The sequence below is a fragment of the Vibrio maritimus genome (genome assembly GCF_021441885.1).
GTDB lineage: Bacteria > Pseudomonadota > Gammaproteobacteria > Enterobacterales > Vibrionaceae > Vibrio > Vibrio maritimus_B.
The window spans coordinates 2,161,883-2,183,353 of record NZ_CP090438.1 but is presented as its reverse complement, the minus strand read 5'-3'; the positions used below and the strand labels follow the sequence as shown (position 1 = coordinate 2,183,353).

At 45.6% G+C, this 21,471-nt stretch carries 16 protein-coding genes; 13 read left to right on the top strand and 3 right to left on the bottom strand.

Translation table 11 applies throughout. From position 1 onward, the window contains the following. Nucleotides 1-259 precede the first annotated feature (259 nt). The 5 genes from LY387_RS09885 (at nucleotide 260) to LY387_RS09865 (ending at nucleotide 7,800) form a co-directional block, all read left to right on the top strand. Entirely contained in the window at nucleotides 260-2,695 is a 2,436-nt protein-coding gene (locus tag LY387_RS09885) for a PAS domain-containing hybrid sensor histidine kinase/response regulator (RefSeq protein WP_234493961.1), read from the top strand. A gap of 257 nt (nucleotides 2,696-2,952) precedes the next feature. Continuing rightward, entirely contained in the window at nucleotides 2,953-3,630 is a 678-nt protein-coding gene (locus tag LY387_RS09880) for an ABC transporter ATP-binding protein (protein WP_234493960.1), read from the top strand. Then, complete coding sequence (locus LY387_RS09875; protein WP_234493959.1) at nucleotides 3,617-6,130, top strand: ABC transporter permease; 2,514 nt, start codon at nucleotides 3,617-3,619, stop codon at nucleotides 6,128-6,130. Before LY387_RS09880 ends, LY387_RS09875 begins: the two co-directional genes overlap by 14 nt. Beyond that, on the top strand, nucleotides 6,130-7,203 hold the full coding sequence (locus LY387_RS09870) for a lipocalin-like domain-containing protein (protein ID WP_234493958.1): 1,074 nt from the start codon (nucleotides 6,130-6,132) through the stop codon (nucleotides 7,201-7,203). Before LY387_RS09875 ends, LY387_RS09870 begins: the two co-directional genes overlap by 1 nt. 168 nt (nucleotides 7,204-7,371) lie before the next feature. Continuing rightward, nucleotides 7,372-7,800 carry a DUF3995 domain-containing protein gene (locus LY387_RS09865; protein ID WP_234493957.1) on the top strand — a complete coding sequence of 143 codons (429 nt, stop codon included), beginning with the start codon at nucleotides 7,372-7,374 and terminating at the stop codon, nucleotides 7,798-7,800. A 92-nt stretch (nucleotides 7,801-7,892) separates the two neighbouring features. Here the strand turns inward: LY387_RS09865 and glpK are convergent, their stop codons facing one another. Further along, nucleotides 7,893-9,416 (bottom strand): glycerol kinase GlpK, encoded by a 1,524-nt coding sequence (gene glpK, locus LY387_RS09860; RefSeq protein ID WP_234496095.1) that lies wholly within the window; start codon nucleotides 9,414-9,416, stop codon nucleotides 7,893-7,895. Between the two features lie 57 nt (nucleotides 9,417-9,473). Continuing rightward, nucleotides 9,474-10,334, bottom strand: coding sequence for an MIP/aquaporin family protein (locus LY387_RS09855; protein ID WP_234493956.1), 861 nt, complete (start codon nucleotides 10,332-10,334; stop codon nucleotides 9,474-9,476). Between the two features lie 314 nt (nucleotides 10,335-10,648). On the opposite strand from LY387_RS09855, the gene LY387_RS09850 reads away from it, so the two are divergent. From LY387_RS09850 to LY387_RS09815, 8 genes are all read left to right on the top strand, one after another. Continuing rightward, a complete protein-coding gene (locus LY387_RS09850; protein ID WP_128650176.1) occupies nucleotides 10,649-11,410 on the top strand; it encodes a DeoR/GlpR family transcriptional regulator in 762 nt (253 codons plus the stop codon). Between the two features lie 184 nt (nucleotides 11,411-11,594). Next, the gene (gene glpA, locus LY387_RS09845; RefSeq protein ID WP_234493955.1) at nucleotides 11,595-13,250 is read left to right on the top strand and encodes an anaerobic glycerol-3-phosphate dehydrogenase subunit A; all 1,656 of its coding nucleotides are present in this window, start codon (nucleotides 11,595-11,597) and stop codon (nucleotides 13,248-13,250) included. Then, nucleotides 13,247-14,608 carry a glycerol-3-phosphate dehydrogenase subunit GlpB gene (glpB, locus tag LY387_RS09840; protein ID WP_234493954.1) on the top strand — a complete coding sequence of 454 codons (1,362 nt, stop codon included), beginning with the start codon at nucleotides 13,247-13,249 and terminating at the stop codon, nucleotides 14,606-14,608. Before glpA ends, glpB begins: the two co-directional genes overlap by 4 nt. Then, nucleotides 14,605-15,864: an anaerobic glycerol-3-phosphate dehydrogenase subunit GlpC gene (gene glpC / locus LY387_RS09835; protein ID WP_234493953.1), complete on the top strand. Its 1,260-nt coding sequence runs from the start codon at nucleotides 14,605-14,607 to the stop codon at nucleotides 15,862-15,864. Before glpB ends, glpC begins: the two co-directional genes overlap by 4 nt. Before the next feature lie 542 nt (nucleotides 15,865-16,406). Beyond that, the gene (locus LY387_RS09830; protein ID WP_234493952.1) at nucleotides 16,407-16,793 is read left to right on the top strand and encodes a hypothetical protein; all 387 of its coding nucleotides are present in this window, start codon (nucleotides 16,407-16,409) and stop codon (nucleotides 16,791-16,793) included. Further along, on the top strand, nucleotides 16,777-17,787 hold the full coding sequence (locus tag LY387_RS09825; protein WP_234493951.1) for an ABC transporter substrate-binding protein: 1,011 nt from the start codon (nucleotides 16,777-16,779) through the stop codon (nucleotides 17,785-17,787). Before LY387_RS09830 ends, LY387_RS09825 begins: the two co-directional genes overlap by 17 nt. 129 nt (nucleotides 17,788-17,916) lie before the next feature. Continuing rightward, nucleotides 17,917-18,810 (top strand): ABC transporter permease, encoded by an 894-nt coding sequence (locus LY387_RS09820; protein ID WP_234493950.1) that lies wholly within the window; start codon nucleotides 17,917-17,919, stop codon nucleotides 18,808-18,810. Further along, the gene (locus tag LY387_RS09815) at nucleotides 18,810-20,072 is read left to right on the top strand and encodes a quaternary amine ABC transporter ATP-binding protein (protein WP_234493949.1); all 1,263 of its coding nucleotides are present in this window, start codon (nucleotides 18,810-18,812) and stop codon (nucleotides 20,070-20,072) included. The genes LY387_RS09820 and LY387_RS09815 overlap by 1 nt, the downstream gene beginning before the upstream one ends. 138 nt (nucleotides 20,073-20,210) lie before the next feature. Here the strand turns inward: LY387_RS09815 and LY387_RS09810 are convergent, their stop codons facing one another. Then, nucleotides 20,211-21,212 carry a peptidoglycan DD-metalloendopeptidase family protein gene (locus tag LY387_RS09810; RefSeq protein WP_234493948.1) on the bottom strand — a complete coding sequence of 334 codons (1,002 nt, stop codon included), beginning with the start codon at nucleotides 21,210-21,212 and terminating at the stop codon, nucleotides 20,211-20,213. Nucleotides 21,213-21,471: the final 259 nt, after the last annotated feature.

Here is a 21,471-nt window from a genome sequence, read left to right as displayed (position 1 = left end):
TATTCCCTTAGAGAAATATAGACGCTAAATGGTGACTTAGGAGGGTAAGGTAAAGAAAATTAAGAAAAATTCCTTAGGTCTTAGGATGTGATTAGTTGCCTGTTTGGCATCGATGAGTGACGCAGTAGAACTTGACGTGCCGGGCAAGCGGTATTTGCCCTAAGTCGTTAACTATTCGAGGGCTTTTAGGACTGTGGTTCTTTATTTCCACGTAAAACCTCCTAGATTGATAGTAGCGGACTTAAAAAAGGGATTGAAAGTGCCAACACTCAAGGGGCTAAGTGGAAGAACACTGGTATTCATCTACACCGTTTTCGTGATATGTGTATTTACTGTCGCATCCATCGTTATTCTGGGGCGAGAGTCTAAACATGCCATAGATTATCTTCAAAACTCAGGCACAAAGTTAGAATTACAAGCAGCCAAGCTGTTCGTAGAAGAGTATTTGGATAATGCAAAAGCGCGTGTAAAACTTGCTTCCAGTAATAATGACATCATCGCTCTATTGGAGGGTGAAAGTGAGGTAAATATCGATGCTACGCTTCATCGATATGAAGGAGACAGTCGCTCTGTTCTGTTTGCCGTTTTTAACAAAGAGAGAACGGTTCTTTTTGAAGATAAGTTTCGTCACCCATCACGTGCCAATGAGATCCGCATTTTTGATTCCATGAAGCAGCAGGCTTCTGACTTGATTACGCCACCTCCCATCTACCTGCTTCATAATGACACTGACCATATATGCATTAAGATCTTCATGCCAGTAATGAGTGAAGGTCGCTTTATAGGGATGGTTTTTGGTGAAACACCCGTTGATTATGATGAACTGTTTGGTGATCTGATTGATCCAAAAGAGCGGTGGTATGCGCTTACACAGGGCAGCGTATCGGATTATATTAATCAAAATAACCTTAATTCCTGGCTGGTCAACAACACGCAGATTGCAACGGCGGGGTTGACGCTGATGCAGGGGATAAATCCCGATTTCCTTAAGCTGCAATCTGATAGCTTTATGAGTTACATCTATGACGCCATCGCCGTGGTCATGGGTATCAGTTTCTTATTTGTTCTGTTTGCCGGAAACAAGGTTCTTGTGAACCCGCATCGAGAGCTCGAAATATCTCAAAAAGAACTCGCGACTAAAAACAGTGAACTGATTGAACGAGAGAGAGAAAGTAAGATTCTCGCGACCGTGGTAAAAGCAGCGCGAGATGCTGTGGTGATCACAGATAGGCATGGTGCTATTGAATGGGTAAATAGAGCCTTTGAAGAGATGACGGGGTACGCTTTAGAAAGTGTTCAAGGTAAGAAACCAGGTCAGTTTCTACAAGGTGATAAAACGGATGCCAATACCGTGATTCGGATAGCAAAGTCTTTGTCGCAAGGCCTACCAATCAAGGCGGAGATCCTGAACTATGATTCCAAAGGAAATGAATACTGGGTTGATATAGACATTACCCCGATAACGGATCAAGATGGCGCAATTGACCGGTTCATTGCCATCGAAAGAGACGTGACTGAATACAAAAAACTGGAAAGCAAACTCATGGCTACTGCGAAAGAGGCGAACGCCGCTAACGAAGCCAAGTCAGCCTTTCTTGCCACGATGAGTCATGAAATACGCACACCTATGAATGGTGTGCTTGGTCTAACACAAATACTCGAAAAAGAGATCACTGACCCTAAGCATAGGGAAGCGCTTCAGCTAATTCTTAGCTCGGGAAATCATTTGATATCTATCTTGAATGATATTCTAGATATCTCAAAAATCGAGAATCAAGCGTTGGTTTTGGAACACTCGCATTTTAAGATGCAGGAGATACTGTCTCCAGTAAATAATACCTATCAAAGCTTGTGCTCAGAAAAAGGGCTCCTGTTCGAGATAGTCGACAACACAGATCCAAATAAACAGTTTATTGGCGATCAGGTCAGACTAAGGCAGATATTGCTCAACTTAGTGGGAAACGCGCTAAAGTTCACCCAAAAAGGGAGAATAACCGTAACGGTATCAACACCGCTTCAAGGAGAGTGTGAACTCACGGTTCAAGATACCGGTATTGGCATCGCACCCGATCGAATTGATAGTGTCTTTGAAAAGTTCGAGCAAGCAGAGACGTCGACGACGCGTCAGTTTGGCGGCACTGGGTTAGGGCTTTCTATCGTGAAAAGCCTTACGTTGTTAATGGGTGGAGAGATAAGCGTATCCAGTCAACTTGGCATGGGTTCAACGTTCACCGTTAAGCTACCTCTTTCATCCATCGTAGAACAGAGCGAACAGTTATCTCACTTTGATCCGATCAACGCCGATTTTTCTGTCTATAAAGTACTTTTGGTTGATGATAATGCGATAAATCGTATCGTTGCTGGTAAGTTTTGTCAGTCTTTGTCGATTGACGTAGAAAGCTGTTCTAACGGTGCAGAATGTTTAGAGATGTTCGACCCGTCGAAGTTCAACCTAGTGATACTGGACAATCATATGCCTGTTATGAATGGACCAACCACCGCCGCAGAACTCCGTAGAAAGTACGGTGACAGTATTCTCATTTTTGGTTGGACTGCAGACGTAATCAGCGAGAATAAACAAGAGTTTCTAGATAGTGGCGTGAACACCGTCATAGCCAAGCCTTTGGTCAAAAAGGACTTTGAAGAAGCATTGCTGAGTTATTTAGATAAACTAGAGATAAAGAAAATCTCGTGATTTCGTTAATCAGTACCTTCACATCTTGATGAACTACCGCTGCTTGAAAGCAGTGCTCAAGCTTACACGAGTGCAATAAACTTGACGCTTTGAGGGCTAGGGTTTCGCCTAGCGCCTCTCTGAATAACTAGGGATAAGCATTTGTCTTTCATGTCACACTTCCTATCGAATTAGTGAAATAAAACCATAGAGTTACGTGGTCTTACGACTAAACTTCTACGTATCAGGTAGCGACCGTCTTGATCAAAGGGGAAGGTATGGCGAATGACTCGCTGGTTTCACTCAACAACGCAGTTAAGCAGTTCACCGATGGTGTGGAAGAGCACTCGGTGCTTAATGATTGTCATTTAAAGATTGAGGCAGGATCGAGTACTGCGTTGATGGGCGCGAGTGGCAGCGGTAAAAGTACCTTGATGAACATTATTGCTGGCTTTGAGCCGTTAAATGCTGGTCAGCTTTATCTCGAAGGACAAGACACCACAAACTGGCATGACAAACAGTGGAGCCATTTTCGGATACATAAGCTTGGAGTGGTGTTTCAGCAGTTCAACTTACTGACTCCACTCAATGTAAGACAAAACATCGCCTTTCCACTCTCATTAGAGGGCAGAGGCTGGCATGATTGGTGTGATTACCTTGTTGAGACTTTAGGGCTGGCGAGCTTGCTTGACAGACATGTTGCCGCGTTGTCTGGAGGGCAGCAACAAAGAGTGGCCATCGCGAGAGCACTTGCGAGCCAGCCAAAACTGCTGCTCGCGGATGAGCCGACAGGAAACCTTGACGAGCAATCTGGCTTAGAGGTCATGGAGCTACTTTCCACTATCACAAATCAAGGCAACACGGCGGTTGTTTTGGTGACGCACAGCGCTGAATGCGCAAGCTTTATGCAGTCTCGTTTGCAGCTTATTAACGGGCAGTTGTATGAAGCGAGCTAGTGTTCACCACCTACTTGTTGTGCTGCGTGTATACAGCAAGCACTACTTTCAAGCGCCATTACAGGCAGCATCTATTCTCATTGGGATAGTGTTGGCCGTGATGTTGTTTGTCGCAGTACAAGCGATAAATCTCAATGCTAAACGCAGTTACTCCGATGCAGCAGAGCAGCTCAGTCTACCGGCGCAGCATTTTATAGTGCCACCCAGTGGTCAAAAGCATATCGACAGCCAGCTTTACTTCTCGTTGCGCATTGCTGGAATGAGCGAGTCTCTAGCGGTGTTAGAAGGTCGAGTGCGCGACGAGACGGGACGCCGATTTTCAGTGCAGGGCAGTGATATTATTGCGGCAGTAACAGCAACAATGAGCCGGAGAGCGAGTAGTAACGACTTAGAGCGGGAGCAGAGGCAAGATGTCTTTCTGTTTGATGGAAATCTACCCTTAGCGAACATGCTGATGGGGGAGCCCATCGCTTTAGTAAGCTCTGCCCACTTTGAGCAACTGGGCAAACCGAGTGTTTTGCAACTCGATAATGTTGAGACACGTCTTTTAGCGGTTCCCGATGAGTGGCAACTGGGCAATAGGATGCTGGTGGATATCAGCTTTGCCGAGCGATTGCTACAAAAACAGGGGAAACTGAGCTACATCGCAGTATTTGATGCCTCTCGTGAACACTTTGATAGTTGGTTAGCGCTAATAGGAAGCCAAGCTCAATGGATAGAGAATACGCAAAGCTCAGATCTCGCTTCGCTCACTGATAGTTTTCATTTAAATCTAACCGCTATGAGCATGCTTGCTTTTCTTGTAGGGCTATTTATTGCCTACAATGGCGTCAAATACAGCTTACTCAAAAGACGCAGACTCTTGGTACAGTTACAGCAAGGGGGCGTGACCTCGAACACTGTGTTTTCTGCTCTGCTGGTAGAGCTCGCGGTCATGGTGTCTCTGGGTTCACTGCTTGGGTTTGTATTGGGAATGCAGCTCAGTCATTGGCTTCATCCAACCGTCGCACTGACCTTAGAGCAGCTCTATGGGGCAACGCTGCTACCCGGTACATGGCACTTGAGTTGGTTACTCCAAGCACTGCTAATCACGTTAGTCGCTGCGCTCGGTGCGTGTTGGCATCACTTCAAGGGAAGTGTTCAGCAACCTCTTTCTATCCACAGTGGATTTTACGCATTACCCGCGCCACAAAATACGACTCGTTTATTTATTGCAGCTCTGATACTGACTTTTCTTGCTGTCATTGGCTTATGGTTAAGTGACCATTTTCGAGTCACTATGTTATGGCTTGGTTTGCTTATTATCGCGACGCCTTTGTATCTTCCCAAAGGCTTATTGGTACTCAGTCATTGGGCGGGAAAGGTGTTTTCGGTGGGCCTGAAACACTATCTGGTTGCAGAGCTCAAGGAGCTTATTGCTCCACTGTCGCTTGCGATGATGGCTTTGCTGCTTGCGATGACGGCGAACCTTGCAATGAATACCTTAGTCGTGAGCTTTGAGCACACCCTGAAACAGTGGCTTGAGCAGAGACTTCATGCTGACATCTATATAAGCCCTGCGCAAAGTGAAATGGAAGCGATTCAAGGTGCGCTTAGTGAAATGCCAGGTGTCTCTGCTATTTATACTCAGAGCTACACTGATACTAATATCGAAGGCCTGCCCACTAAACTCGGTACAAAAGACACCAATACTCTTGAACAAACCATGGTCGCGAAGTCTATGGTTGATGGATTTTGGTCGAACTTTTACCAAAACCAGATGGTTGCGATTAGTGAGCCGATGGCGGTGAAGCTTGGTTTATCGCTTGGCGATGAAGTCCTGGTTCCCGAGCTATCATCAGTGGTGGATACCCCACTTCAAATCGGCGCTATTTTCCACGACTATGGCTCCCCGACAGGAGAGCTTTTGATTTCACCATCGCTCTGGCGAGACGCTGGTTTTTCATCAGTGCCAACCAGTCTAGGGATCCAAACGGAGCTAGACAATGATGTCATGCGCCAGCAGCTTATCGAGCGCTTTGGCTTGAGTGACAATCAGCTCTATGATCAGCAAGAAATCAAAACGATCGCATTGCAAATCTTCTCTCAAACTTTCGCGGTAACTAAAGCGTTGAATGGCGTGACTTTACTGGTGGCGGTTATTGGGCTGTTCAGTGCCTGTTATATGTTGATTGAAGCTCGCAAAGCTGCCATTGCAAGACTTTATGCGTTAGGTGTTAGAAGCGCCCAGCTTTTGATGATGGTCGTGATGCAAATGGTGCTGTTAGTCTGTTTTACACTCTGTTTAGCGTTACCGCTTGGCGCTCTAGTTGGCTACGTCTTAACCGACGTCATTACCCTCCGTGCTTTTGGCTGGAGTCTGCAATTTGTGTGGAGTTGGAGTGATATAGCGATGCTCTGCTTCGTGAGTATTATTACCGCATCAGCAGCCACGGCGTTACCCCTGTGGCGCTTAGTGTCTAAACCCGCTATGTCGAGCCTACAAAGCGAGGTGTTGTAATGCTGAGACTATTAAGCATAGCTTTGTTAGCGCTGACCTTAGTCGGTTGTGAGGAGAGTCAACCACAAGGTTTTGGCTCCTGGTTGGGAGAAGACAGTGGGGCATTTAGTGAGGTTTCTCCCGAAACGCAACTTCGTTTCCCAGAAGACCACCAAGCGCATGAAGATTACCGACATGAATGGTGGTACCTCACCGCAAACTTAGTCACGTCTGAAGGTGAAACATTTGGCGTTCAGTGGACTCAGTTTCGCATTGCGTTGGCGCCAAATGGATCTGCTAATCAAGGCTGGGAAACCAGTCAGCTATACATGGCGCACAGCGCGATCACCAATCCTACTCATCATTTAGCTGCTGAAAAATGGTCTCGTGCCCATCCTGAGATCGCTGGGGTGACTGAGTCGCCATTTCGCGTTTTTCTTGACGATTGGCAGTGGCGTTCCAACTCTGAGGAGATGTTCCCGGCATCACTGAATGTGGCAACAGACGAGTTCAGTTACTCGCTCAATCTTGCAAGTGAATCGCCGTTTCAACTTCAGGGTGAGCAGGGTTACAGTGTCAAAAGTGCGGATGGTTCAGTGGCTTCACATTACTATAGCCAGCCTTTTATTGATGTCGAAGGCACGATTACCTTCAAAGGTGAACAACATGAGGTGACAGGGCAGGGTTGGATTGATAGAGAATGGAGCTCGCAGTTTCTGCTTGGTTCACAGCAAGGGTGGGATTGGTTTGCGCTTAGACTCGACAATGATACGAGCTTGGTGGTATTTCAGTTGAGAGACAGTGAGACTGGCGATGCGAGTTATGCCTATGGTCAACTGATGCGGCGTGACCGCTCGGGAATTTCAATATCACGGCAAGAGCTTATGCTCAAAGCACTAGAGACCGTTTCTATTCAAGGCTCTAACTATCCTACAGTATGGCAACTTGAGATACCCAGTCTTGAGATTGCTTTAACGATAGAGGCGCTCAATCCTTTGGCGAAAATGCCTTTGACCGTCCCTTATTGGGAAGGACCCGTTACCATAGAAGGGACTCACCAAGGTAGCGGATACATGGAGCTGACTGGCTACTAAGCATCGCTTAAAGTGCTACAAGCAAGTTTCAAGTGATATTTATGTGAATGCAGCCCATGACACAAACATGGGTGTAAAGGAGCGTAAAACTATTGCTGATATTGGAAAGTGCATAGTGGAAGAGTAAAACGAAAGTCAATCCCACATTCACTTTCTAGAGGAAACTCAATGCCTTTACTCATTGCTTTCACTATTTCTGGCATTCTATTCGCAATCTCACTGATACATGTTTATTGGGCTTTTGGCGGCAAGAAAGGCGTCCATCTAGCGATTCCGGTCGTTGAAAGTAGCAAGGCATTCACTCCGGGTACGTTGTTCACTTTGCTTGTTGCAGCCGCTCTTGCTGTTTTCGCGTTATTGTCTCTCAGCTTGACTGACGCAATAGCAACACCTCAGACACTCGAAAATTATATTGAATGGATTGCGTTAGTCGTAGGTGTGATTTTTATTCTCAGAGCAGTAGGAGACTTCAACCTAGTTGGCTTTAGCAAGAAAAACCAACAAGGCCAGTTCGCTCGAATGGATACATGGCTCTATTCACCGCTGTGTCTTTGTATGGGAGCAGGTTACCTTTATCTTGCATGGGGAATGAAATGATGAATAGAGTGCAATTTGGCAAGTGGTGATATTAGCTCTCTCTACCTTGAGATAAAGAGAGCTAACTAATTAGATCAACGCGTTAACTTTGCTTAGCGCTTGTCTGCATGCGCGATCTCAGACCAGCTCAATACGCCTTGCACTGCACGTTTCCAACCGCTGTAACGCGCTTCGCGTTTTTCTTCATCGTCAGATGGAATGAAGGTTCTATCGATTTCGGCTTTATCAGACACCTCTTCCAACCCACTCCAGAAGCCCACAGCGATGCCTGCAAGATATGCAGCACCAAGAGCGGTAACCTCAACAACTTGAGGTCGCTGTACTTCTGTGTTCAATAGATCCGCTTGGAACTGCATCAGGAAGTTATTCGCGACTGCGCCACCATCAACGCGCAGAGAAGCGAGCTTGATTCCAGAGTCGGCTTGCATCGCATCAATCACATCGCGGCTTTGATAAGCGATACTCTCAAGCGTTGCGCGAATGATGTGGTTTGCACCTGTGCCTCGAGTCATACCAATGATGGTGCCACGAGCATAAGCATCCCAGTAGGGTGCACCAAGACCAGTAAAGGCTGGAACCACATAGACACCATTGCTGGATTCGACCTTGTTTGCAAAGTATTCAGAGTCTTTGGCGTCATTCAACAGCTTCATTTCATCGCGTAGCCATTGAATAGAAGCGCCGCCCATAAATACCGAGCCCTCCAACGCGTAAGCAAGTTCGCCTTTTGGTCCGCAAGCGATGGTCGTCAACAAAGAGTTCTTAGAGGTAATTTTCTCCTTACCCGTATTCATTAGCATGAAACAGCCCGTGCCATAGGTGTTCTTCGCCTGACCTGGTTCGACACACATTTGACCAAATAGTGCAGCTTGTTGATCTCCAGCGATACCAGCAATAGGTATACGCGTGCCACCTTTACCACCAATGTTAGTTTGACCGTAAACCTCTGACGAAGGTTTGACCTTAGGCATCATGGAAAGTGGGATATCAAACTCTTTAAGAATGCGTTCGTCCCATTCTAAAGTATTGATATTAAATAGCATGGTTCTTGATGCGTTGGTGTAGTCAGTGACATGAACGCGACCTTGGGTCATCTTCCAAACTAGCCAAGTGTCCACGGTACCAAACATCAGCTTGCCTTCCTCGGCTTGCTGGCGAGCGCCTTCTACGTTATCTAAAATCCATTTAACCTTGGTGCCTGAGAAGTAAGGGTCGAGAACAAGACCCGTGTTTTCTCGAATATAAGCTTCAAGACCTTCGCGTGCTTTTAGTTCTTCACAGATTTCTGCGGTACGGCGACACTGCCAAACAATAGCGTTGTAGACGGGAGCGCCCGTCTCTTTGTTCCAAACGATGGTCGTTTCACGCTGATTAGTGATACCGATAGCAGCGACTTCGTCGGAGGTAATGCCTTTTTGACCCAGAGCTTCGATTAATGTAGAGCTCTGCGTCGCGTAAATTTCTAATGGATCATGTTCAACCCAGCCTGCTTCTGGATAGATTTGAGTAAATTCTCGCTGCGCGACACTGACAATATTTGCATCATGATCGAGAACAACGGTACGAGAGCTGGTGGTCCCTTGATCGAGAGCGACGATGTATTTCTTAGTCATAATAGTGTCCTTCTGTTTTCATTTTTTATTCATTATTTGTAGGGGATAGAGTTGTTGTGTTTACACGTGAGCTTCGGTGTCATTCACCTCCACTTCGTCATCGCATTGAGCTGGGCTAGTGCAGCCACCTGCAGCAGGAAGGTAAGCGCCAATCACTTTCGGGTACAGCCACCCGCCAAATAGACCGCCAGCAATGGTGGCAAAGATTGGAACGATAAAGTAAGGGATGTCTCTAGCGCCACTTAACGCGTAATCCCAACCAGCAAAATAAGCGAACAGTTTTGGCCCAAAATCACGAGCAGGGTTCATAGCAAATCCTGTTAGTGGACCGAGCGAGCCACCTATAGTTGCAACCAATAAGCCAATGAGAAGTGGCACCATTGCACCTCGTGACTCACCGCCATTGTTGCTGTCACCAAAGGCTAGGATCCCAAACATCAGTACTGCAGTAATCGTAAACTCGACCGCAGCGGCACCGAAAAATGAGAGTGACGGATTAGGGTAAGTGGAAAAGATGCCCGCGGTAGCTAGCGCCTCTGGCGTATCACGGGCAACGCCGTTAGCGACTTCCCAGTCGACAAATAAGTTGCTATACAAGCCGTAGACTAAAGCAGCCGCACAGAACGCTCCGGCAACTTGAGAAAAAATGTAAGGCAGTACCTTGTGCTTCTCAAAGCCATGAAACGCTGCGAGCGCAATTGTCACCGCAGGGTTAATGTGGGCACCAGACACACCCGCCGTACAGTAAACAGCTAGCGCTACTGCTAAACCCCAGACGATACTGACTTCCCATTGACCGAACTCAGCGCCGGTCAATACCAAAGCCGCCACACATCCGACTCCCCAAAATATCAACAAGCCAGTTCCAATAAACTCCGCGATACACTGACCGAGTAACGCAGGATCTTTTTTTATACTCATAGTTCTTTCCTTGGTCTTGATTCATATGCCATCAAATGCGGTGAGGATTGTAGCCAAAATAAAAAGATGGAAATCTCGGTCAGATCTCAAATGTGCGTACGAAAGTTAAAAATGTTCGAATTATGTTCATAAATGTTAACTGAAGCACATTTAATGTTCGTTTAAAGGGTTTTTTATGCAGCTGAATGTGTATTTTTGCTCAGGGATTGAGCGTTTAGTGAACAGGGAGTACATTTCGGTTTGGCGCTATTTAAAACATGTGCAAGACACAGTAAACTCAGGTAATAACATAGTTTGAACGCGAGGGAGTGTGGTTGAAAGCGATAAAGCGACATCAGGAAATCATCGAATTGGTGACGACACACGGGTACGTCAGTACTGAAGATTTGGTCGATAAGTTTCATGTGAGCCCGCAAACCATTCGTAGAGATCTGAACGAATTAGCGGATGCGAACAAAATTAAGCGTAACCACGGTGGTGCGACCATAGTGACGAGCTCTGAAAACTCATCCTATCAGAGCAGGAAGGTATCGAGTCAGGCTGAGAAAGAAAGGATCGCCGCTCAGCTAGTCAAACACATACCGAATGGCGCGACACTGTTCATCGACATTGGCACGACGCCTGAAGCGATTGCAAAAGCTTTATTGAACGAACACAACGACTTACGTATTGTAACTAACAATATAAACGTTGCCTCAATGCTCATGCACAAAGAAAGCTTTCGAGTCATACTCGCAGGGGGAGAAGTGCGTGGAAAAGACGGTGGCGTGACAGGAGAATCAACCATCGACTTCGTCGCTCAGTTCAGGTTGGACTTTGGTATTCTTGGCATAAGCGGCATCGACTATGATGGTTCGCTGTTAGATTTCGATTACCATGAGGTACGTGTAAAACGAGCAATTATCGAAAACAGCCGAAGCGTGTTATTGGGCGTTGATCATAGTAAGTTTGGTCGAAATGCAATGGTGAAACTTGGTGGTATTGAAGAAGTCGATTTGGTCATTACCGATATGAAACCGCCCCAAGAAATATGCAATGTTCTGAAAGAAAACGATATAAATATCGAAGTTGCCTAGTTTTTCATAACTTGTTTTTAGTCAATAGGACCAGACATATGGCTGGTTTTTTTGTACCCACACCTCAAATCGAAAGCAAATGAGCAAAAATAAATGCTCGAACGAGCATTTGTGAGCGAAATCGCGAAACTGGTTGCATTTTAATGCCACAATAATTGTGCGTATATTCAGTGGGTAAAATGCAATGAAAGCAACAGCTCGTTATCAAACAGACGTCATCATCATAGGGGGCGGTGCCACAGGGTCAGGCATCATGCGTGATTGCGCACTTCGAGGCATCGACTGCATTTTAATTGAGCGTGATGATCTCGCGTCGGGTACAACAGGGAGAAATCATGGACTACTGCACTCAGGCGCTAGATATGCTGTCACTGATCCTGAATCTGCCTCCGAATGTATTGCAGAAAATCGCATACTCAAGTCCATAGCCGCTCATTGTGTTGAAGATACGGGCGGTCTTTTTATCACTCTGCCAGAAGATGAACTGAGCTTTCAGGATGAGTTTATTGCAGCGTGCGATATTGCCGGAATCGAGACTAAGCGCCTAACAACCAAAGAAGCGCTTGCGTTTGAGCCAAATGCGAATCCAAAGATGCTAGGTGCTATCCAAGTGCCCGACGGTACGATCGACCCTTTTCGCCTCTGTGCTTCCAATGTGCTTGATGCTAAAGAGCACGGTGCGCGCTTGTTTAGTCACTGTATTGTGACTTCTTTGATTCGAGAGGGTGATCGCGTAATAGGCGTCAATGCACTCAATACTCGCACAAATTTACCCTTTGAGGTTTTCGCGCAAGAGGTCATTAACGCAGCGGGTATTTGGGGGCAAACGATCTGCGAGTATGCAGACCTTAGTGTGAAGATGTTTCCAGCAAAAGGGTCACTATTGATACTCGATTATCGTATTAACAATCGAGTAATCAACCGCTGCCGTAAACCATCTGACGCTGACATTCTGGTACCAGGGGATACCATTTCGCTTATTGGCACCACATCGGAACATATTGACTACGACCAGATCGATAATCTCCACGTTACCGCTGAAGAAGTCGATACCTTGTTAGAAGAAGGTGCCAAGCTTGCGCCGATTATGAGTCATAGCCGAGTACTCAGAGCTTATGCGGGAGTGAGACCGCTTGTTTCTTTAAGTGAAGATAGCAGTGGTCGCAACATAAGCCGAGGTATCGTGCTTGTCGATCATGCGCAGCATGATGGCTTGCATGGCTTCACGACAATTACCGGCGGCAAACTCATGACTTACCGCTTAATGGCTGAGATGGCGACTGATTCCGTAGCACAAAAGCTAGGCAACACTACCCCTTGTACGACTCACACGATTCCCTTGCCAGGCTCGGCAAACTCTCCTAAACAGACGAAAAACATAGCAAGCATTGCAAAACCTGTCTATCAGTCTGCGATTGATCGCCATGGTGAGCGAGCACTTGGCTTTTTATCTGACGACAAAGCAAGCCAATCTGTCATTTGCGAATGTGAAATGGTGACTGCCGGCGAGATCGAGTATGCGATTAAAGCGCTTGATGTACATAACCTTGTCGACCTTAGACGGAGAACTCGGCTAGGTATGGGGCCTTGCCAAGGAGAGCTTTGTAGCTATCGAGCGGCGAGCTTAATGGCAGAGTACGGCAATTTTTCTGGAATCGAGGTAGGGGAGATTCTTACCGACTTTTTAGAAGAGCGCTGGAAAGGCACCAAGCCCGTTCTGTGGGGGGATGCGCTACGAGAAGCCGAGTTTAGCTATTGGATTTATCAAGGGTTATTTGGTGCTGATGAGCTCACTAATACTGAGTCGACTCGCAGCCCAGTTGGGGAGGAATTGCAATGATTAACTATGACGTTGTCGTTATCGGCGGTGGAGTTGCTGGTTACACCAGCGCATTGCGGTTCCTTGAACAAGGGTTGAAGACCGCCGTGGTAAGCCATGGACAAAGTGCTATGCACTTTTCCTCAGGTTCAATTGATGTGCTCAGTCATTCCCCAGTCGATGGCAAAGCGGTAAGAGCCCCGTTCGATGAGATCGATCGTTTGACTCAACAGATGCCTGAACATCCTTATTCCAAAATAGGTCGAGCAAGCGTTCTTGAATCGTTGCAATGGTTCAAGCAGTTTGTAGGCAATCATGGTTTACCACTGAATCATAATCAGTCGCTAGAAAACCATTATCGAATCGCGAGTTTAGGTTCACTCAAAGCGACTTGGCTGTCACAACCTTATGTGTTTCCTTTAGACTTTGATTATGCTGCACTCTCTAGTATCAAGCGCATCGTGCTTGTCTCTGTAGAGGGGTTTCGTGACTTTCAACCTGAGATTGCCAGGGCCAAGCTCGCTTCTATGCCAGAGCTCGAAGGAATCGAGGTGAGGGTGGTCAAAGTCGGCCTTGATGCGGCGGGTTTAGAAACTCGAAACTGCCATGAGTTTCGTTCAATAGACGTATCGAGACTGCTGCGCCAACCTCAACATTTCTTTCAATTTTGTTCGCAGTTAAGAAACGTTGCTACTCCCAACGATCTTGTCATCTTGCCTTCTCTATTGGGAAATGGAGATGGTCTCACCTTGATGGATAAGTTGGCACAAGAAACGCACCTGCGTTTTCACGAAGTGCCAACCATGCCTCCATCACTCTTGGGAATTCGTGTAGAAGATACGTTAAGACGCGCGTTGATCGAAGCTGGGGGGACGTTACATGTCGGTGATGAGGTGACAAGCGGTGTGTTTAGACCATCTGGTGAACAGCTGTCTTTGGCATGTATCTATACCAAAAAACTAAAGACAGTGCCTATCAATGCCGAGTACTTTGTTTTAGCAACCGGCAGTTTCTTCAGTAAAGGTTTGGTTGCAGGCCTCAACAAGGTTACTGAGCCTATTTTTGACCTCGATATTGCTACCCAAGGGTCGCGAGACCAGTGGTATTCAGAGCAGTTTTTCTCACAATCATCACACCCATTCTTAAGCTTTGGCGTTGAGACAAACCAACATTTTCAGCCTACCAAAGCAGGTAGAACGCTGGAAAACCTTTATTGTGCTGGCTCTATTTTGCCCCACTATGATCCGATTGTACATGGCTGTGGGGGGGGCGTTGCAATCAGCACTGGATATAAAGTCGCTGAACATGTCATTGCAAAATCATCCGTAAACACCATTCCCGAAGCGATAAGTGAGCAGAGAAAAGGAGAGATGGCATGACCGCAGTACGTCCAGCTGAACTCATTGCTGTAACTAATATTGGTGATGAGCACCAATCGCCATCATTTGAAAAATGCATTAAATGCACTGTCTGTACCGTGTATTGCCCTGTCGCAAAAGCCAATCCTGAGTACCCAGGACCTAAACAGTGCGGCCCAGATGGTGAAAGACTAAGATTAAAAAGCCCTGAGTTTTTTGACGATGTGCTAAAGCTCTGCACTAACTGCAAACGCTGCGAAACAGCATGTCCGTCCGGGGTTAGGATTGGTGACATTATCGCTGTCGCTCGAAGAGAGCATGGGCGTAAGCCGCTTAGCCTGACTACCGCACGCGACTACGTGTTAAGCCACACTGATTTGTTTGGTTCTTTGGCGACACCTTTTGCGCCGGTGATAAACAAACTAACTGAGCAATCGGTCGTTAAGAAAGTCATGCATCATACGATTCAAGTGCATGATCATAAGTCGCTACCCAAATACTCCCACGGAACGTTTCGATCTTGGTACAAGAAGCATGTGCCAGACCAGAGCAAATATCGACGCCAAGTGAACTACTTTCACGGTTGTTATGTTAATTACAATGACCACAGTGTTGGGCAGAACTTTATCCGTGTCATGAATGCCATGAACATTGGCGTACAGTTACTCGAACGTGAGAAGTGTTGCGGTGTGCCTTTGATTGCCAATGGATTTCATAGTAAGGCGCAGAAGAATGCCAAACTCAATGTGGAGCATCTCGAGAAAGCTCTAACAGGTCGCTCTGAAGCGGTCATATCCACCTCTTCAACCTGCGCTTTCACCTTACAAGAGGAGTATCCTCACGTTTTAGATGTAGACAATCAAAAAGTCGCGGATCGGATACATCTATTTAGCCGCTTTATGCTGAGTGAATGTAGAGAAGGCAACATTCCAGCGATGAAACCCGTCAACAAAACCATTGTGTATCACACTCCATGTCACCTAGAGCGCAGTGGCGATCATATATTCACAATTGAGCTACTGAAAATGATCCCAGGGCTGACGGTTAAAGTGTTGGATAGCGAATGTTGTGGGCTAGCGGGTACGTATGGTTATAAGCGAGAGAACTACGATGTTTCTATGGAAATAGGTAAAGGCTTGTTCGAACAAATTAATCAGTCGGATGCCGACTATGCGATTTCTGATTGTGAAACTTGCCGCTGGCAGATAGAAGAGAACACGCGTTTGTCCTGCGTTCATCCTCTTTCGGTTCTAGTGGAGGCGCTAGATTTCGATTAGTGTTAGTTGGTTTTAATGCTTTGTTTAATGTTGATTTGAACATAAAAAGTTAGAGTACTAAATAAATATTTCGCTGTAATTTGCATTGCCTCTCATTTGTCAAGTGGTTGCTAATTGTTGCGTTTGATATCAAAAACTTAAAATAATTTGCAGTCCATCAAGGTTTGGGAATAACATGCCTAATAATTTCTATTATTAACAATGCCTTACCTTGTGTTGGTGACGTTTAATGGTCAATCAAAAGCACCTGTTTATGGGTGCTTTTTTATTGTTAACAGAATGTCATACCTTGAATTTGTGCTCTGGTTTACTTAGAGTGCTAAACGTTACATTACAAAGTGCTTTTAAGGACAGCTCAACATGGATCCCATTCTGGAAGTTAAGGGACGACACACATTGTTTGGGGATAACACAGGAAGGATGCTCGCACTCGATGTTGATAGAACGAGCGTTGCACACGTAATCGAGCGCCGTTTTCTGCATTTGAGTACGCGGACCGGAGTGCTTACGCTTAAACAATCTCTGATGAACAGTAGGACGATATGACTAGTTGTGTAAGTCTAACTCGTGCTCTCGATTCTGAACCAAATATGCTATCGACGGATGAGGCTTTTTCGGCTTCGAGTCCGTTTATCCCACGCGCAATGCAACAAGCACTGATTGGTCTTCAAAATGACAATGTAGTGCAGATCACTCTTCCAGATAACATTCTTAACAACCTTAACTACGACCATGGAGAAACCTGTCATAGAGGCATGAGCGCTAAAGGCGTGCTGACATCCAGAGTTATCATGCGCAACGCAAGCATCGCCGTTAAGGCGAAGACTTTTGGTTGTAAACAGAATGTAAATGAAATTTGTAATAATAACCCACTGTTCATACACTTATTGAAAAACCAATATGGAAATTACTATGAAAAACTTAACTAGGACGTTATTGTTTTCGTCTCTTCTCGCTGCAAGTTCTCTTCAAACTGCCTCAGCTGACGAGTGTGGTGCAGTCACCATTGCGGATATGAACTGGAACTCTGCAACCCTCATCGCGAATGTCGACAAATTCATACTTCAACACGGATTCGATTGCGACGCTGAGCTTGTACCTGGTGATACCCAACCAACGGGTGCTTCTATGATCTCTAAAGGCCAGCCAGATATTGCGCCAGAGTTTTGGAGTAACTCTATGCGTGAAGCACTGGATATGGGCGTGAAAGAAGGTCAAATTCAATACGCAGGTACCACTCTAACCGATGGTGGCGAAGAGGGGTTTTGGGTTCCTGAGTATATGGTTGCCAAAGACCCGTCAATGGCAACGATTGAGGGAGTGTTAGCCAACGCTAAAATGTTTAAGCACCCAGAAGATCCAAGCAAATCAGCATTTTATTCTTGTCCTGCTGGTTGGAACTGCCAAATCTCTGCTGGCAATCTATTCACTGCACTAGGTATGGAAGAAAAAGGATTTGAAGTTATCGATCCAGGGTCAGGTGCGGGTCTTTCAGGCTCAATTGCTAAAGCTTATGAGCGCGAAGAAGCGTGGTTTGGTTACTACTGGGCACCGACAGCCGTTCTAGGTAAGTACAAAATGGTTAAAGTCGACTTCGGTAGTGGTGTTGATGAGACGATGTTTAAAGAGTGTATCACTCAAGAAACTTGTCTAGAGCCTAAAGCAACTATGTATCCACCATCAATCGTGGAAACGGTTGTTACCACGGACTTCGCTAAGCGCTCTCCAGAGGCAATGGAGTACTTTGCTAAGCGTGAGTTTACCAACGCACAAATGAATGGTCTTTTGGCTTGGATGGAAGACGAGCAAGCCGATGGCGAATACGCTGTTGAGCACTTTATGAAAGAGTACAAGTCAACGTGGTCTACATGGTTAACACCTGATGTCGCTGCAAAAGTACAAAAAGCAGTAGATGAACTATAAACCGAGTCGGTAGTAAAAGGGGCTAGAGGGATAGCCCCTTAATTAATTGATACAAGTTCGCCATTTTTGAATGCGAACACAAAGCAGCGCTGTTCGCTGCTTATGGCAGAAGTAATCAAGGAGTAACAGATGTCTAATGCCACGTGGTTGAGTGAAATACCTCAGTTAGACCGCAAACAACTACTAGAAATACGAAAAACGCTAGATGGTGCCTATCGAGACTTCTCTCGAGAGTATGGCGACACCATCGAATCTCTATTTGACCCATTATTAAGCTTTTTGATTTGGTTCGAGAAGCTACTGCTTTCTAGCCCATGGTGGCTAATCATTGGTATTTTGGTTGGTCTCGCTTATGTCGCGAGTCGATCTTGGAAACTCAGCGCTTCTGTAGGTATCGCCTTCTTTGTTATCGGCTTCTTCGGCATGTGGGACAATACGATGCGAACCATGAGCATCATATTAGTCTCAACCATGCTCGCAATAGCCCTCGGGATACCCACAGGGATTCTCATGGCTCAGTCCAAAAAAGCCAGAGCCATCATTACCCCTATACTTGACATAATGCAGACCATGCCAGCGTTTGTGTATTTGATTCCTGTCGTCATGCTGCTTGGTATAGGTAAAATCCCTGGCGTCATTGCTGTTGTGATCTACGCGATTCCACCAGTCATACGTTTGACTGATTTAGGGATTCGACTCGTAGATAAAGAAGTACTAGAAGCCGCCACCGCATACGGCGCCAGCCCAGCCCAGCGCCTTTTTGGTGTGCAGGTGCCGTTGGCAATGCCTAACATCATGGCGGGTATCAACCAAACTATCATGATGGCACTTGCGATGGTCGTGATTGCATCGATGATCGGTGTGAAGGGGTTAGGGCAGCCAGTTCTAAAATCCATTACCAACCAATATTTCACGCTTGGTTTACTTAATGGTCTTGCTATTGTGGCGCTTGCCATCATTTTTGACCGTGTTTCACAAAGCTATGCAAAACGTACCCAAGCTCACTTAGGAGGTAGAGAATAATGAGCACTACTCAACCTCAACCAATGATTCAAATTAAGAATCTGTATAAGATATTTGGTCCTAAAGATAAGTCCTTCCTTCAAGCCGTGAAGGATGGCGAATCAAAAGATGACCTCCTAGCACGCACGGGTCACACACTCGGTCTTAAAGACATCAACCTAGATGTCTATCCGGGAGAAATCTTCGTGATTATGGGGCTATCTGGCTCGGGAAAATCGACACTCATTCGACACTTCAATCGTCTTATTGACCCAAGTGAAGGAGAGATCATTGTTGATGGTTCCGATGTCATGAAGCTCTCTGACAAAGAACTGCGTGAGTTTCGACGCCACAAGATGTCAATGGTATTCCAGCGCTTTGGCTTACTTCCGCACAAAACCGTGATTGATAACGTCGCCTATGGTTTACAAATCCAAGGGATGGAAAAGGCAAAACGGTTAGACACTGCAAAGTGTTGGATAAAAACCGTTGGTCTAGAAGGCTATGAAGCTCAGTATCCTAGCCAGTTGTCTGGCGGACAACAACAGCGGGTTGGACTTGCGCGAGCACTGTGTACTGATGCTGAGATCCTGTTGATGGACGAAGCCTTCTCCGCACTCGATCCGCTTATTCGCAGTGAAATGCAAGATCAGCTAATCGAACTTCAGGAAAAGCTCCACAAAACCATCATTTTCATTACCCATGATTTAGATGAAGCACTTCGTATCGGTGACCGTATCGCCATCTTGCGCGACGGTGTCGTTGTGCAGCAAGACAAGCCTGTCGATATCCTGCTTAACCCAGCAGACGATTATGTAGAAGCGTTTGTTAAAGATGTGAATCGAGCTCGAGCACTGACCGTTGAAACTGTCATGCAACCTCCTGTTTTGCGTATCACCGCGGAGACATTAGGCGAGGCCATCAGTCAGATGCGTAAATCTTCAGAAGATTACGGATATGTTGTCAACGATGATGGATACCAAGGTGTCATTACTCAAGAAACATTAGAGCAAGTGAACAAAAACGATTATCACAAAGAGATACCGGAAGACTTGTTAGATGACGTACCAGCCGTTCAAAGTGATGCTCTGCTTGAAGAAGTCATTCCTGAAACGCTAGACAGTGACCATCCACTTCCTGTTGTTGATGATAATGGTGACCTACAAGGCCATTTATCGAAGTCGACGCTTGCAGAGGTACTGAGTGACAGTACTACGAGTGAGTCTCCTGAGAGCGATGATGCAACGATCGAGGAGCGCTTGTCGGATAAAGGGGCTGCTTAAGCCAAGATGGTCATAGTGACCGAAGCGTCTAGGCTGTAGTCCGGTGAACTGAATGTAAACTGAAAAGCGCAAACCTATGGTTTGCGCTTTTTTTCGTCCTCTTGGAATGAATGCAGCGTAAACCGCAGAGTGATCAAATTAGTTTCTTATCTTGTTGAGTAAGCCCTTAGCAGTATGGACTACATCTTGCCTTTCGCTTGGTGATAGTCCAGCTTCAAATGCACTTCCGCGATTCTTATCACTCCATTCCACAAAGTCGATAGGTCTCCCATTTTTGAGTAGCTCAAAGTGTAAGTGTGCGCCTGTCGTTCTGCCTGTATTACCACTTTGAGCTATTTTTTGCCCGGCATGTACTTCATCGCCAACCAAAACCAGAATCTTAGACAGATGTAAGTATCTAGATAGGTAATTGTCGGTATGCCGAATCGTGATGTAGTTACCCGCGTATTTGTCATAACGAGCGGCAACGATTGTGCCTGAACCGACACTGACAACACTACTCCCAACAGGCAGCATATAATCAGTACCATTATGAGGCACAGTGCGCCTTGTTACTGGATGGACTCGATAGGGATCAAAGTGTGAGCTTATTGGGTATTTGGAAAAAGTTGGGTTAGTTAAGAATAAAGGGTTTAGGGGCTCTGCTTTGGCATTATATAGCCTTCCATTTTTGTGCAGTATGGCGATAAAGTCCCCCTTGTGGTTCTGATACAAAAAGCCGGTGAACGAGCTTTTATTACCCAACTCGGTACTAACGACAAACCTGCCGCCCTCTTCAACAGACGAGAAAAAGTCAAAATGACCAGTCAGTTTGTTGAAAAGCTTATTGACTTGCTGACTACTTAAACCAGCTTCTAATGCAGATATAAAAAAAGAGCCTTTAACTTCACCAGTATAATGATTGTCGATAGGAGAAGGTGGCATTTCAAATGATTGAATCTCATATGATGTACTATAGCTTATAACCTCTTTGAGTGGAGTGCTCGATGAATTATTACGGTTTAGTGTGCTAATCACTGTCAACGGGACTGCGATAGCAAAAAATGCACAAACGAGTAAAAAGGAATTGGTGCTATTCCATTTCTCATAAGGCTCGAATCTTAGGCTCTTTGCCAGAGTTTGTAACTGATTTTGAAGCATAACTAACGTAGGTTACTGGAATTATTATGATATTGACTTATGATTGAAGGGTATTATGCACAGCAGCTGTGAGCGTATCAAATATACTTACAATTATTTTTGCCGTTTTTTCTTCTTGAAATAGTTATATTTTTACGAGGGTGGTGCATATTTTAATCTTACGGTTAATATTCAAGGTTAATGTCATTAAATATATAGTTTTTATGCATTAATTACCTGTCATTTTGTCAGATTGAGAAAGTTGATAAAAATAATATAA

Bases quoted from the DNA above. Each gene is read 5' to 3' on its own strand.
- LY387_RS09880 (WP_234493960.1), top strand. From the start codon at position 2,953: ATGGCGAATGACTCGCTGGTTTCACTCAACAACGCAGTTAAGCAGTTC.
- LY387_RS09875 (WP_234493959.1), top strand. From the start codon at position 3,617: ATGAAGCGAGCTAGTGTTCACCACCTACTTGTTGTGCTGCGTGTATAC.
- LY387_RS09870 (WP_234493958.1), top strand. From the start codon at position 6,130: ATGCTGAGACTATTAAGCATAGCTTTGTTAGCGCTGACCTTAGTCGGT.
- LY387_RS09865 (WP_234493957.1), top strand. From the start codon at position 7,372: ATGCCTTTACTCATTGCTTTCACTATTTCTGGCATTCTATTCGCAATC.
- LY387_RS09855 (WP_234493956.1), bottom strand. From the start codon at position 10,334: ATGAGTATAAAAAAAGATCCTGCGTTACTCGGTCAGTGTATCGCGGAG.
- glpA (WP_234493955.1), top strand. From the start codon at position 11,595: ATGAAAGCAACAGCTCGTTATCAAACAGACGTCATCATCATAGGGGGC.
- glpB (WP_234493954.1), top strand. From the start codon at position 13,247: ATGATTAACTATGACGTTGTCGTTATCGGCGGTGGAGTTGCTGGTTAC.
- glpC (WP_234493953.1), top strand. From the start codon at position 14,605: ATGACCGCAGTACGTCCAGCTGAACTCATTGCTGTAACTAATATTGGT.
- LY387_RS09830 (WP_234493952.1), top strand. From the start codon at position 16,407: ATGACTAGTTGTGTAAGTCTAACTCGTGCTCTCGATTCTGAACCAAAT.
- LY387_RS09825 (WP_234493951.1), top strand. From the start codon at position 16,777: ATGAAAAACTTAACTAGGACGTTATTGTTTTCGTCTCTTCTCGCTGCA.
- LY387_RS09820 (WP_234493950.1), top strand. From the start codon at position 17,917: ATGTCTAATGCCACGTGGTTGAGTGAAATACCTCAGTTAGACCGCAAA.
- LY387_RS09815 (WP_234493949.1), top strand. From the start codon at position 18,810: ATGAGCACTACTCAACCTCAACCAATGATTCAAATTAAGAATCTGTAT.
- LY387_RS09810 (WP_234493948.1), bottom strand. From the start codon at position 21,212: ATGCTTCAAAATCAGTTACAAACTCTGGCAAAGAGCCTAAGATTCGAG.